Source organism: Streptococcus mitis (assembly GCF_946190285.1).
Classification (GTDB): Bacteria; Bacillota; Bacilli; order Lactobacillales; family Streptococcaceae; genus Streptococcus; species Streptococcus mitis_CP.
In genome coordinates this window covers 1-15,368 of sequence record NZ_CAMHZX010000007.1, presented here as the reverse complement: position 1 = coordinate 15,368, position 15,368 = coordinate 1, and the positions used below count along the sequence as shown (strand labels likewise).

The following is a 15,368-nucleotide window of genomic DNA, read 5'->3' as shown; positions in this document are numbered from 1 at the left end:
AGAAGAACATGAAAAAAATGAGCTTATTGCTAGCCAGTCTATGTGCTCTGTTTTTAGTGGCTTGTTCCAATCAGAAGCAGGCAGATGGCAAACTAAATATCGTAACAACCTTTTACCCTGTCTATGAATTTACCAAGCAAGTCGCAGGAGATACTGCTAATGTAGAACTCCTCATCGGTGCTGGTACAGAACCCCATGAATATGAACCTTCTGCCAAGGCAGTTGCTAAAATCCAAGACGCAGATACCTTCGTTTATGAAAATGAAAACATGGAAACATGGGTCCCTAAATTGCTAGATACTTTGGATAAGAAAAAGGTCAAAACCATCAAGGCGACAGGCGATATGTTGCTTTTGCCAGGTGGCGAGGAAGAAGAGGGCGACCATGACCATGGAGAAGAAGGTCATCACCATGAGTATGATCCCCATGTTTGGTTATCACCAGTTCGTGCCATCAAACTGGTAGAGCACATCCGTGATAGCTTGTCAGCAGATTATCCTGATAAAAAAGAGACCTTTGAGAAGAATGCGGCTGCCTATATCGAAAAATTGCAAGCCTTGGATAAGTCTTATGCAGAAGGCTTGTCTCAAGCTAAACAAAAGAGCTTTGTGACCCAGCACGCAGCCTTTAACTACCTTGCTTTGGACTATGGACTCAAACAAGTCGCAATCTCAGGTCTCTCTCCAGATGCAGAACCATCAGCTGCACGTCTGGCAGAATTGACAGAGTACGTCAAGAAAAATAAAATTGCCTATATTTACTTTGAGGAAAATGCTTCACAAGCCCTTGCTAACACACTTTCAAAAGAAGCAGGTGTTAAAACAGATGTCCTTAATCCTTTAGAAAGTCTGACAGAAGAGGATACCAAGGCTGGCGAAAACTATATTTCCGTGATGGAGAAAAACCTCAAGGCTCTGAAACAAACAACGGACCAAGAAGGCCCAGCAATTGAGCCTGAAAAGGCAGAGGATACCAAGACAGTTCAAAATGGTTACTTCGAGGATGCAGACGTCAAGGACCGCACCTTGAGTGACTATGTAGGTAACTGGCAATCAGTTTATCCTTTCCTTGAAGATGGAACTTTTGACCAAGTCTTTGACTACAAGGCTAAGTTGACTGGTAAGATGACTCAGTCTGAGTACAAGGCCTACTATACAAAAGGCTATCAGACAGATGTGACTAAGATTAATATCACTGATAACACTATGGAATTTGTTCAAGGTGGACAAAGTAAGAAATTCACCTACAAGTATGTTGGTAAGAAAATCTTAACTTACAAGAAAGGCAATCGTGGCGCGCGCTTCCTCTTTGAAGCGACAGATGCGGATGCTGGACAGTTCAAGTATGTTCAGTTTAGTGACCACAATATCGCCCCAGTTAAGGCAGAACATTTCCATATCTTCTTTGGAGGCACAAGCCAAGAAGCCCTCTTTGAAGAAATGGATAACTGGCCAACCTACTACCCAGATAACCTATCTGGCCAAGAAATCGCCCAAGAAATGTTGGCGCATTGATGAGAAACCGACTAGATCATAGGAGCTAGTCGGTTTTTTGGTACTAGATAGCTAGCTTCATTATAGACCTTTCAGAACTTTAAAAAATAAATAAAACTTTTGAAATATCTGGGATTATATGTTAGAATAATTCCATCGGATAAGGTTCATTAGAACACCAAAGCCCTTAACTATGCCAGTAGTTAAGGGCTTTTTTGACGTATCTTAGCGATTTAACGGGTGTTGATAGGCTAGTCATTCGGTCTATTTCTTACCATCTAGCCATTTGCAGACGAAATACAAGATAATTCCTGCTATGACGTCCGCTACAATAGTAAGAACGAGCTCTGGTAGTAATTAGATAAACAACGGAGCTAGAAATATCGTGAATAAGGTTTCTAATGTATGTAACATCTCCCTTATTTAAATTGATAGAGATTTGACGACAATGTGACAATTCACCTCTAATTATTGACATTTCAGGAAAAACCGCAGTAAAAACTGCACAGCCTTCTTTAAATGTGCTATAATACAGGAAAAATAATGATGGAGGTCACGATAATGGCAACATTTTTGATGATTTTTGTGGTGGTTTGTGTGCTCCTATTGGTAATAGTCACACTGAGTACAGTTTATGTGGTTCGTCAGCAGTCGGTGGCGATTATTGAACGCTTTGGGAAATTCCAAAAGGTTGCCAATAGCGGTATTCATATTCGCTTACCTTTTGGGATTGACTCGATTGCAGCGCGGATTCAGTTGCGCTTGTTGCAAAGCGATATTGTGGTTGAGACTAAGACCAAGGACAATGTGTTCGTTATGATGAATGTAGCGACTCAGTATCGTGTCAATGAACAGAGCGTGACAGATGCCTACTATAAACTTATGCGTCCAGAATCTCAGATTAAATCTTATATCGAAGATGCTCTTCGCTCTTCTGTTCCAAAATTAACCTTGGATGAATTGTTTGAGAAAAAAGATGAGATTGCCCTTGAAGTCCAACACCAAGTAGCAGAAGAAATGACTACTTACGGTTATATTATCGTGAAAACCTTGATTACCAAGGTCGAACCAGATGCAGAAGTTAAGCAATCCATGAATGAAATCAATGCGGCGCAACGCAAGCGGGTTGCAGCGCAAGAATTGGCGGAAGCTGACAAAATTAAAATTGTCACTGCAGCTGAAGCCGAAGCAGAAAAAGACCGCCTTCATGGTGTGGGGATTGCCCAACAACGTAAGGCGATTGTGGATGGATTGGCAGAGTCTATCACAGAACTCAAGGAAGCTAATGTTGGCATGACAGAAGAACAAATCATGTCCATCCTCTTGACGAACCAGTATTTGGATACCTTGAATACCTTTGCTTCTAAAGGAAATCAAACCATCTTTTTACCAAATACGCCAAATGGTGTGGATGATATCCGTACACAAATCTTGTCAGCTCTCCGTGCTGAGAAGAAATAATAGACTAAAGAGCTTGGCAACAGGCTCTTTTTGCATTGCCCTTGTAGCTTTGAGGACTAAATCCTCCTCTACAAATTATAGAATCTTTTCCGAGTATTTAGGGAGCGATGGAGGAAGTGTTGAAAGCGCTTTTGTTTTATGATATAGTCAAGTAAAGCGAGTCGTTTAAAGAGGAATGTTTGTATGAGAAGAGAAGAAGTTTTACGAAATCACTGGTTTTTTAGCCAGGAAGTTGGGAAAGAAGAGGCCTTGGCGCCGGATTTTCAGAGGGAAAATTGGCAGGCTATTCAAGTGCCACATGACTGGAGTATTTACAATGATTTTGACCAGTATTCGCCAGCGCAAAATGAGGGTGGTCAGTTAAATGGGGGTCAGGCTTGGTACCGGACGCAGTTTTACTTGGAAGAAGATGCCAGTCTTGTATTGGTGCGTTTGCTCTTTGATGGAGTTTACATGAATGCCCAAGTCTATATCAACGGGCAAGTGCTGGGCTATTATCCCAGTGGCTATACGCCCTTTTCTTATGATATTACTCCTTATCTAAGAAATGATGGGACAGCCAACCAACTTGCGGTTTTTGTGGAAAATCAGCAACCTAGCAGTCGTTGGTACTCTGGTAGCGGTATTTACCGAGAAGTAATATTATTGATTACAGATTCGGTGCATCTGGATTTATATGGGATTAAGATAGAAAGTCCCAAGCTAAAGGAACAAAGGCAATCTTGGGTGGAAACCCAGCTTGAAAGCAAGGTTTCAAATGATGGGTCTCAGTCCGTGTCGGTGTATTTGGAACAGAGTATCTGGTATGATGGCCAACAGCTGTCAGACTGGCAGGCGACAGACTCTCTAGTGATTGAGTCTGGGGACAAATATTCTTTCCAACAAGCCATATCAATTTTCCAACCCTTGCTTTGGGATATTAATCTTCCTCACCTTTACCAATTGAAGACTCGCCTTTACAAAAATGGAATTTTGGTTGATGAAGAAGAGGAGACTTTTGGTTACCGTTATATGGATTGGCAAGCGGATAAGGGCTTCTTTCTAAATGGTCGCTGGTTGAAGATTCACGGGGTTTGTTTGCACCATGACTATGGATCTCTGGGAGCTGTGGAAAATAGGTCAGCTGCTGAGAGACGATTGCGCCAGATGAAGGAAATGGGTGTCAATGCAATCCGAATCACCCATAATCCAGCCAGTAGCATTTTGCTGGATCTAGCTGCCAAAATGGGCCTACTCATCCAAGAAGAAGCCTTTGATACCTGGTATGGAGGCAAGAAAGAATATGATTATGGTCGCTTTTTTGAGGAAGAAGCGACTCATCCAGAAGCGAAAGCAGGCGATTTCTGGTCAGATTATGATTTGCGCACTATGATTGAACGTGGTAAGAACAATCCAGCGATTTTTATGTGGTCCTTGGGAAATGAAGTCAGCGAAGCAAATGGCGATTCTCATTCATTGAAGACTATCAAACGCTTGCTAGAAAGGGTCAAGGAGGTTGATGATAGCCGTTTTGTGACCATGGGAATGGATCAGTTCCGCTTCGGAGATGGTTCTGGAGGTCATGAAAAGATTGCTGATTTGCTGGATGTGGTGGGTTTGAATTACTCGGAAGACAATATTGATGGGATTCGCAAAAGACATCCCAAGTGGCGACTTTATGGGTCTGAAACTTCATCGGCTACACGGACGCGTGAGAGCTATTTTCGCCCAGATAAGGAATGGGTTGGGGATAATCGCCGCGTGAGGAATTTTGAACAGTCAGACTATGGAAATGATCGGGTTCCTTGGGGGAAGACGGCGACGGCTTCTTGGATAGCAGATAGAAATCGGCTAGACTATGCGGGGCAGTTTATCTGGACAGGAGTGGACTATATCGGTGAGCCGACTCCTTGGCACAACCAAAATGACATGCCTGTAAAGAGTTCCTATTTTGGGATTGTGGACACAGCAGGGATTCCTAAAAATGACTATTATCTCTATCAAAGTCAGTGGGTGGACCTAGATCAGCAGCCTATGGTTCATATCCTGCCCCACTGGAATTGGGAAATCCACAAGAGTTATCAACAAGTTGTGGATAAGTATGGGGATATCCCTGTTAGAGTGTATTCAAATGCTGGTTCTGTAGAGCTATTTCTAAATGGAAAATCTCAAGGTAGGAAGACCTTTCAGGAAAAATGGACTTCAGATGGCAGAAAATACCAAGAGGGAGAAGCTTCTGATCAACTCTATCTCGAATGGCGCTTGGCTTATCAACCGGGAGAATTGCGTGCTGTGGCCTATGACAGTCAAGGTCAGCTTGTGGCAGAAGATAGGGTGGTGACTGCAGGTAAGCCAACCAAAATCGGGTTACATGCCGAGAAAACAAAACTGGGACCAGATGGACAAGACCTCCTCTATCTCTATTTTGATGTATTGGACAAGGATGGAAATTGGGTGCCGACTGCTTCCAATCAGCTTCATTTTAAAATTGAAGGCCCTGCTCGCATTGTGGGTGTGGATAATGGCAGGCAGGCCAGTCGTGAACGTTACAAGGCTCAGAAAAATGGTCGGTTTAAGAGGAAAGCCTTTCATGGCAGAGGTGTCCTCTTAGTTCAGAGTTTGGAGCAGGTAGGTCAAGTGAGAGTAAAGGCCAGTGCCAGAGGGCTAGAGCCAGCAAGTTTTGATTTCCTAGTGGGAGAGGCTTTGGATTGCCAACCATTGAAAACTAAGCGCTTATTTGAGATTCGAGTAGACAAGCAGGTCGGATTACAAGAAGGAGATTCCCCAGCCATTGGACTTTATCCACAAACTGTGGATAACCCTGTGAACAAGGTGGGGAATAGTGAAGTGATTTGGGAGATGAGTGGTAGTGCCCAGACCATTATAAATCAGGGAGTGCTTCATTGTTTGTCTGCTGGCGACTTGGCTATCCGAGCCATGTATCAAGGCAAAACCTATCAAACTCATTTGCAGGTCGCAGAAAATACCTCACTAGGGCAGGCAGTTTCTGTACGACCACTTCGCTTGTATACAGCTAAGAGAACTTATCCACAGCTGCCATCTTCAGTTTTGGTGGACTATGAGTCTGGTAGTGCAAAACGAGTCAAGGTTGTTTGGGAGGCAATATCCGAAGAAGATATAGCAAGCTTTCATGAGTTTATGGTATCTGGTCAGCTAGAGGGGTTGGATTTAAAGGCTTCTGCTCAGGTTTGTGTCCAAGGGATTTGCGCTATTGAGCCTGAAAGGGTTTGGACGCTTGTTAAGGAAGCCCCGCACTTACCAGACCGAGTCAAGCTAGTCTTATCAGATGGTAGACGAGATACGGCCAAGGTGACTTGGGATGAACTCAAGCCTCAAGTCTATGCTCAGGTAGGAGAATGTGTGCTCACAGGACAGGTAGTGGGCTGTGAGTTGCCAGCAACAGTCACCATTCATGTGACAGATGTCAGTGTAGATGGAGAAGTTATTTCCAATCAGTGGACAGGGTCCAACCTGCCTCTGGTCTTTGCTTCTCACTCAGAGCCAAATCACCCAGCCTCTTACCTCAATGACAAGGTCATTGCTCGGAAAAAATCGACAGCCAATACTTGGATTACCAAGTCAGAGCAAGCCAGCGTGGGCATTCTTTTTGGAGATGCAGGGATTTTAAAACCGCGATTTGTGGATAACGTGACCTTGTATTATGTTGAAAATAAAGAATATGTGGCTGTTGAGCCGACCTTTATTGATTATTACATAGGGAATGAGCCTAGCTTACCTCGGACTCCAAATCATTTGGATAAGGATTCTCTGCTCAAACAAGAAAAGAATTGGTGCCCTGTATCAACTATCCGAAAAGTGTCAAGCGACAAGGATGAAGAGCTTCGGTTTGAATTTGACAAGGTGGAAACTTATGCCCTTCGTCTTCGATTTGAAAACTTGACAAGCCCTCTAGCATTAACAGAATTGCAAGTACATGCCAAAAATGTAAAGAAAAATGTAGATAGGAAGTAATATGGTAAGAGAAATAAAACCGCATGGGCCCTTGCCTAGTCAGGCCCAGCTAGCTTATTTAGAGGATGAACTAGCAGCCTTTATCCATTTTGGGCCCAATACCTTTTATGACCAGGAATGGGGGACAGGTCAGGAGAATCCTGAACGATTTAACCCGACAAGGTTAGACGCGCGTGAGTGGGTTCGTGTACTCAAAGAAACGGGCTTTAAAAAGTTGATTTTGGTGGTCAAACACCACGATGGTTTTGTCCTCTATCCGACAGTTCACACAGATTATTCGGTCAAGGCCAGTCCTTGGAGGAGTGGAGAGGGGGATTTGCTCCTTGAAGTATCACAAGCTGCCACAGAGTTTGATATGGATATGGGGGTCTACCTATCACCCTGGGACGCCCACAGCCCCCTCTATCATGTGGACCGAGAAGCGGCTTATAATGCCTATTATTTGTCTCAGTTGAAGGAGATTTTATCAAATCCTGCCTATGGAAATGGAGGGAAATTTACTGAGATATGGATGGATGGTGCCAGAGGAGAGGGAGCTCAAAAGGTTAATTATGAATTTGAAAAATGGTTTGAAACCATTCGTGACCTGCAGGGCGATTGCTTAATTTTTTCAACAGAAGGCACCAGTATCCGCTGGATTGGCAATGAACGAGGGTATGCAGGTGATCCCCTATGGCAAAAGGTGAATCCTGACAAACTAGGAACAGAAGCAGAGCTGGACTATCTTCAGCACGGAGATCCCTCGGGCACGATTTTTTCAATCGGTGAGGCAGATGTCTCTATTCGGCCGGGTTGGTTTTATCATGAAGAGCAGGATCCTAAGTCTCTTGAGGAGTTGGTGGAAATCTACTTTCACTCGGTGGGTCGGGGAACTCCACTCTTGCTCAATATTCCGCCGAATCAAGCTGGGCTATTTGATGCAAAGGATATTGAACGCCTCTATGAATTTGCGGCCTATCGCAATGAGCTCTATAAAGAAGATTTGGCTCTGGGAGCTGAGGTGTCTGGTCCAGATCTTTCCGCAGACTTTGCTTGTCGCCATTTGACAGACGGTCTTGAGACCAGCTCTTGGGCAAGCGATGCAGACTTGCCCATCCAGTTAGAACTCGACTTAGGATCACCTAAAACTTTTGATGTAATTGAGTTAAGAGAAGATTTGAAGCTAGGGCAACGAATCGCTACTTTTCATGTGCTAGTAGAGGTGGACGGCGTCTGGCAAGAATTTGGCATGGGCTTTACAGTTGGTCATAAGCGTCTCTTGCGAGGTTCGCTAGTAGAGGCACAGAAGGTGCGCGTGATGATTACAGAGGTACAATCTATGCCTGTATTGACCAAGATTTCCCTCTATAAAACTCCTAGCTTATCACAAAAAGAAGTTGTTCAGGGACTAGCATTTGTAGAAAAAATTCTAGCTGTGACAAAGGGAGAGACTCTTCATTTTAGGATTGAACGTAGCGAAAGTGACACTCCTTTGGAAGCTAAGGTTTCGATTCAACCGGGGACAGGTGTCCATGGTGTCGCCTATCAGGACGAGATTCAAATCCTTCAATTCCAAGCAGGGGAAAGCAAAAAAGATTTGTGCCTACCAACCCTGTATTTTGCTGCTGATAAGACCTTGGATTTCTATCTCAATTTGACTGTTGATGGACAGTTGGTTGATCAAGCTCATATTTTAGTTGAAACGAGATAAAATATCTTCACAATTCATTTCCTTTCCGAATAAATAGATAGTAACAGTGAATCTAGGAAACCTAGATTTAAAACTGTGGTATAATAAAAGGAGGAAAAGGATGATTCTAAGACATCCGGGTATCAGCCCGACCAATGACTTAGTAGCTAAGAAGATTTTTAGCAACCCAGAGATTACTTGTCAATTTATTCGTGATATGCTGGACTTGCCAGCAAAAAATGTGACGATTTTGGAGGGAAGCAATATTCACGTATTACCCTCCATGCCTTATTCAGCGCAGGATTTCTATACCAGTATAGATGTTTTGGCGGAGTTGGACAATGGCACCCAAGTTATCATTGAAATTCAGGTGCATCATCAGAATTTTTTCATCAATCGCCTGTGGGCTTATCTATGCAGTCAGGTTAATCAAAACCTCGAAAAAATTCGCCAACGTGAAGGTGACACTCACCAGAGTTACAAACATATTGCCCCAGTATACGCTATCGCAATCGTGGATAGTAATTACTTCTCGGATGATTTGGCTTTTCACAGTTTTAGTATGCGCGAAGACATGACAGGTGAGGTCTTAACCATCACAAACAATGGACAAGAAAACCATCTAGTTAAGATGGCGTTCTTGGAATTAAAAAAATACAAAGAAACCAGCAAAGACGAGGTTCGCAAGCCGTGGTTGGAGTTTTTCGGTAATAAACCCTTTACCCAGGAACCCGAGCGAGCCATCAGCCAGGCAGACCAACTGCTAGACTACAAGAGCTGGTCCGAGGAGGACAGGAAAATGTTTAGTCAACTACGTATGCGTGAAGAACAAGCCTTGTTAGCACAGGACTATGCCTTGGAACAAGCTGAAGAAAAAGGTTTAGAGCGTGGTCGTGCAGAGGGCATTGAACAGGGACTAGAACGAGGACGAGAAGAAGGTCTTGAACAAGGACTGGAGCGTGGGAAAGTTGAAGGAAGTTTGTCTGTGCTACTAAATCTCGTTCGTCAACATCTCCTGACTTCGGAGATTGCGAGTGAACAATTAGGTATGAGCGTCTCTGAATTTGAGGGACTGTTGTAAATAGTAAAAAACGACATGTTATTGGATGAGATAGCATGTTTTATTTTGGTTTAATGTTTTTCATTTTCGACGAAAACTATCAATAATTTAAGTTGAAATAAAATAGCTACTATAGAGGAAAAACCATGTTAAAAATGTAAAAAAATAAAAAATTAGAAGCTATTACAAATCAGGGAATGGATTCATATTTTTTAATTAGATAGAATTTAAATAGCTAGTTACAAAAGCAAATGTTACGATTTGTCATCATTTTACAATCTATATGATTTTAATTTAATTTACTTTGCTTTTAAAATAGTTTTGTGTTATCATTGTGATGTACATTAAGTACAAAAAAATGATATAAATAATATGCAAATGTTATGTATATTAATATATTACAAATTAGAAATAATATAAAATTTAAGGAGGTTGTGTCTCATGAAGAGTAAACAACAGGAGTATCGCACTGAAAAGTGTCTTCGTTATAGTATCCGAAAGGTCAGTTTTGGTGCAGCTAGTGTAGCAGTGGCTGCTCTTTTCATGTTCCTAGGGAATGGGGCTGTATCAGCTGATGAGCTTGGGAAACAAGATGTAACAGTTATTGAAAAAAATCTTGAGGCCAAAGCTTCTCAAGATGGAGAAAAGACTGTCCAGCCTGATGCTTCAGCAACAGAAGTGACCGTTAAACCAGAAGAAAATGTTGTCGCACAATCAGAGCCGGCTTCTAAACCGGCAGAATCAGCAAAACCAACTTCAACTTTGGATAAGTCACAATTGGAAAGCTATATCACTGAAATTGAAGGGAAAATTTCAGCGGGTAAATACGCTAATAAGACAGAGGAGAGTCTCGCTCTTTTAAATTCCGAATTATCCTCTGCCAAGTCTGTGCTTGCTTCTGCAACTAGTCAAGATGAATTAAAAGTAGCCTACAACAAACTTGTCACTGTAGTAAGCTCAAAATTGAAAAACAAACCTGTAGAGAAAACGGAAGCTCCAAAGGTAGATACTACTAATGGAAAAGAAACTGTAGCGAAGAAAGTTGAGAAGACTGAAAAGAACTCTGAATCTAACTCAATTGCTAATACTGGGACTAATGACCTTCGTAATGGACAAGCATTAGATAAAAATAATGCATTTAGAGCGGAAACATCTGCAACTCATGGTAACTTTAATTACTCTATGGAGTATTCTAATGGAAAAGAAATTTACCTTTATAATGAAGAAGATGCAGATGTCGATATTACAGTTAGCTCAACAGCTGGAAATATTACTAAAGCAACAGTTAAAGCTGGAAGTGGTCAGTTCGTATTAAAATCGAAAAGTGATCAAGCGATAGCTCATGCGAAAGGTCAAAACGTACCTAAGCCCGAGGAAGAAGAAGTTGAAATAGATGGTTATGGTTGGAGTTATCATCAAACGCTAAGTGAAACTCAAGGTCCAGTGAAAATTAAAATCACTGGTAAGCCAAATGATACTTTTAAAGCACTTCCATCTTACACAAAAACTGAAGATCAACGAGCAGTATTAGGAGCAAGATATCTACAACTTGAAGATTCTACTGGTGCTAGACTGGCTGGAGGCAACAATGCATCAGCTCCTGGTTATTTCAACCTAGTTGTTAAATCTCAAACATACAAATATGATATTAAAGACTTAACTGAATCTACACGTATAACTGTAAATGATATTAATAATGTTACAGATGCAGAGTTAACAACGATTAAATCAAGATTACAATTAGAACATTCTAAAACAAGTAATGATGCACGATTTGTAGGTGGGACAGCAGTTGCTAATCCTACTTCAGTTATCGACACTGTTGCAGTATCGACAACTGAACCTAGCAAACTTGTCGTGACTTATAAAGATGGTTCTACAGATACAATTGAAAAAAGTAAAGTTTTAAACGTAAGACCAAAAGGAATTATCCCGTTCTCGAATCCAGATACAAAAGAAATCTATGTTTATAAAGGTGAAGAAACAAATATTGAATTATCAGCAACTGATGATTCTGGAAAAATTAAAGATATTCGTATTGCTGAAGGTGGAAGAGGGATTAATGCTCCAGGTGCTGCTGGTGGTAGAATAAAAAATCAGTATGGATTAACAACAGGTTATCAAAGAAATGAAGCAGGAATCGAAGCAACAGAGACTAATCCAGCTAAAGTTACGATTACAGGAACAATTTCTGTACCGGGTCAACAAAACTACACAGGTAACTTAATAACAAGATACTTAGTAGCTGAAGATTTAGAAGGTGCAACATTCTCTGAACCTAATGGTAATAGTGATTCAGGTAAAACGGTAGATCAATTACCAGAAGGTTGGTTCAGACTAGTAGTTCGTGAACAAACTCAAAAATATGATATTCAAGGACAAACAGAAGAAGGTAATAAAATAGCAGTTTCTGATGTTAATAATTTATCAGATTCTGATTTTGAAAAAATTAAAAATAACATTAAGATTCAATATAAAACTAGTGATGATGAAAGACTAAAAGATAAAGATGGAACATTAGTAGAAAATGCTTCACAATATATCCAATCTATAACTAAAGAAGGCGATAAGATTGTAGTTACTTATAAAGATGGTTCTACTGATAAAGTTACATTATCTAGTATTTTACGTGCTAATCCAGCACCAACAGTAGAACTTCCATACTCTAACCCAGAGAAGAAACAAATCTATGTTTACACTGGTGAAAATACTGATTTAACATTCAAAGCGACAGATGATTCTACTGTAAAAGATTTATATCTACGCGGACCTGGTGGAGTTGGAAATGATAACACTGCAGGATACGGATTCACAACAGGTAAGATTGATAACGATGTTGTTACAAATGGAGAAGGAACAGTATCTAATGATAAGAGAACTGCAACTATTAAGATGACAGGTGTTACAACACTTACAGCCCCAAACCAATGGACAAGTTTTGTTGTTGCTAATGATAACGATAATGCAAGCTCATTCCCAGAAGGTCAAAATTATGATGCTTCAAATGACGATGCAGTACGTCAACAAAAACCAGGATATGTTCAATTCATCGTTAAAGATCAAACATCTAAATATGAAATTTCAGCTCCAACAGAAAAAGTAGCTGTAACAGATCCAACTAATGTGACGGATGCAGAATTAGAAAAAATCAAAGAAAAATTAAAACTTGAGTACAATAAGGATAATGACGATGCAAACTTAGCAGATAAAAAAGGTAAGAATGTCGATGATAAAGATGCCAAGATTAAATCAGTTACAAAAGATGCCGACGGAAATCTTGTAGTAACATACACAGATGGATCTACAGATAAAAAACCATTATCAGAATTTGTAACTTTAGATAAAGAACCAGCAATCAATGCAGTTAATAAGGCTGCGGAAGATAAAATTGCTGAAATCAACAAAACTCCAAATGCTACTGACGAAGAAAAACAAGCGGCAATCGATAAAGTAAATGCAGATAAAGAAAAAGCTTTAACTGCAATTAATGATGCTAATGCAAAAGATGCATTGGATAAAGCTAAAGAATCTGGAGCAACAGCAATCGCAGCTGATAATCCAGTAGTAGCTAAAAAAGACGCAGCAAAAGCAGATGTAGAAGCAGCGCGTAAATCAAAAGCAGATGCTATTAATGCTGACAAAAACTTAAGTCAAGCAGAAAAAGCAGCAGCCATCGCTAAAATCAATAAAGCGGCTGAAGATGCAACAAAAGCAATCGATGCGGCAACGACAGATGCAGCTGTAGATACAGCGAAAAATACTGGAACTACAGAATTTGGTAAAGTTAACCCAGTAGCAAAAGCAGCAGCAAAACAAGCAGTAGCAGATGAACTATCTAAGAAAGAAGAAGAAATCGATGCTCGTACTGACTTAACACAAGAAGAAAAAGACGCGGCTAAGAAAGAAGCGCAAGCTAAAGCTAAAGAAGCTACTGATGCAATCAATGCTCAACCTGACGCTGTAGATACATCAGAAGAAGCAACAGCAGCTCAACAAGTGGTGGACACAGCTAAAGATAAAGGTGTATCAGAAGTTAAAGCAATTAACCCAGCAGCAAAAGCAAAACCAGCAGCTAAAAAAGCAATTGATGATGTATTAAAAGCGAAAGAAGCGGAAATTGATGCGCGTACAGACTTAACTGACGAAGAAAAAACTGCAGCAAAAAAAGAAGCAAAAGCGGCAGCTGACAAAGCGAAAGAAAATGTGGAAAAAGCAACAACAGATGTGGCTGTAAAAGGATCAGAAAAAGCAGGAACATCAGAAGTTAAAGCAATTAATCCAGAAGCGAAAGCAAAACCAGCGGCTAAGAAAGCAATTGATGAAAAACTGGCAGAACAATTAAAAGCTATTGAAAATACACCTGATGCTACTGATGAGGAAAAAGCAGAAGCAATTCAAAAAGCTAATGATGCTGCAGAACAAGCAAAACAAGCAATAGATGATGCTAAAACAGATGCAGAGGTGAATACTGCAAAAGAAACAGGTGTAGCAGAAATTGAAAAAGCTCTTCCAGTAGTTGAAGATAAACCAAATGCTCGTAAAGCAATCGACGAAGAAGCAAAAGCTAAAAAAGCAGAAATCGATGCTCGTAATGATTTATCTCCTAAAGCTAGAGAAGCATTAAAAGCTAAAGTAGATAAAGTTGCGAATAAAGCTAAAGCAGCAATCGATGCAGTAACTAGTGTAGAAGATGTTAATGTAATAGAAGAAGCAGATAAGGAAGCTATTAAAGCAATTGGAGATATCAATAGACCAATTGACAAAGTTCTTGTAAAAGACCCAAGTGCATTAACAGATGAAGAAAAAGCTAAAATCTTAGAAGAAGTTAAAAAAGTTAATCCTACAGCCAAAGAAGTTAAATATAACGAAAATGGTAAAATCGAGGTAACTACTGAAAATGGTGATAAAGGAACGATTAATCCAGCTAAATTAGTTAAAACCGAAGAAGACTTAGATAACGGTAAAGGTGGAAATGATATTAATAAACCACTTGATAGAGTTATCGTAAAAGATCCAGCTAACCTAACAGATGAAGAAAAAGCTAAGATTATTGCAGAAGTTGAAGAGGTGAATCCAGATGCTATTGTAACAATAGATGAAAATGGAACTGTTTCTGTGTCTACTCCAGAAGGTAGAACTTCGGCAATTCCAGTATCAGAATTAGTAAGAACTAAAGAAGATACAGAAAAAGCAGGAGCGGGGAATAGTAGTATTGTGAAACCTGCAGATAAAGTATTTGGTGAAGCAAATGACCCAGATGATCAAGCTGAAGTAGAAGAAAAATTAAGAGAGTTAAATCCAGAAACTAAATCTATTAAGTTCGATGAAGATGGGAATGCAACAGTTACTCTAAAAGATGGAACTACAGCAACAATTCCATCGGAAGACTTATTTAGAGCGGAAACTGATGCAACAAAACCAAATGCAGGCAACGACATCGTTAAACCAGCAGATAAGACTGTAGTAGCAAATCCAGACTCATTAACACAAGATGAGAAAAATGCAATTGTTGCTAAAGTTAAAGCAGTAAACCCAGGTGCAACTGTAGTAGTAGACGACAAAGGAAACGCAACAGTAACAACACCAGAAGGAAAAACAGCAGTAATTCTAGGAAAAGACTTAGTTAAAACAGAAAAAGACGCAGCGAAACCAAATGCAGGGAACGACGTAGTTAAACCAGCGGACAAAACAGTTGTAGCGAATCCAGATAAGT

At 40.5% G+C, this 15,368-nt stretch carries 6 protein-coding genes; all 6 read left to right on the top strand.

What is annotated here, in order from left to right:
* The first annotated feature begins 8 nt into the window (after window positions 1–8).
* Window positions 9–1,514, top strand: a complete 1,506-nt coding sequence (gene adcA, locus N8L39_RS08210; protein WP_261010721.1) for a zinc ABC transporter substrate-binding lipoprotein AdcA — start codon at window positions 9–11, stop codon at window positions 1,512–1,514.
* A 555-nt stretch (window positions 1,515–2,069) separates the two neighbouring features.
* Complete coding sequence (locus N8L39_RS08205) at window positions 2,070–2,954, top strand: SPFH domain-containing protein (protein WP_060628745.1); 885 nt, start codon at window positions 2,070–2,072, stop codon at window positions 2,952–2,954.
* Between the two features lie 183 nt (window positions 2,955–3,137).
* Window positions 3,138–6,926: a glycoside hydrolase family 2 TIM barrel-domain containing protein gene (locus N8L39_RS08200; protein WP_261010722.1), complete on the top strand. Its 3,789-nt coding sequence runs from the start codon at window positions 3,138–3,140 to the stop codon at window positions 6,924–6,926.
* Window position 6,927: 1 nt separating this feature from the next.
* On the top strand, window positions 6,928–8,616 hold the full coding sequence (locus N8L39_RS08195; RefSeq protein ID WP_261010723.1) for an alpha-L-fucosidase: 1,689 nt from the start codon (window positions 6,928–6,930) through the stop codon (window positions 8,614–8,616).
* Between the two features lie 100 nt (window positions 8,617–8,716).
* Window positions 8,717–9,676, top strand: coding sequence for an Rpn family recombination-promoting nuclease/putative transposase (locus tag N8L39_RS08190; protein ID WP_261010724.1), 960 nt, complete (start codon window positions 8,717–8,719; stop codon window positions 9,674–9,676).
* 420 nt (window positions 9,677–10,096) lie between these two features.
* A partial coding sequence (locus tag N8L39_RS08185; protein ID WP_261010725.1) for a DUF1542 domain-containing protein occupies window positions 10,097–15,368 on the top strand: 5,272 nt, incomplete at its 3' end.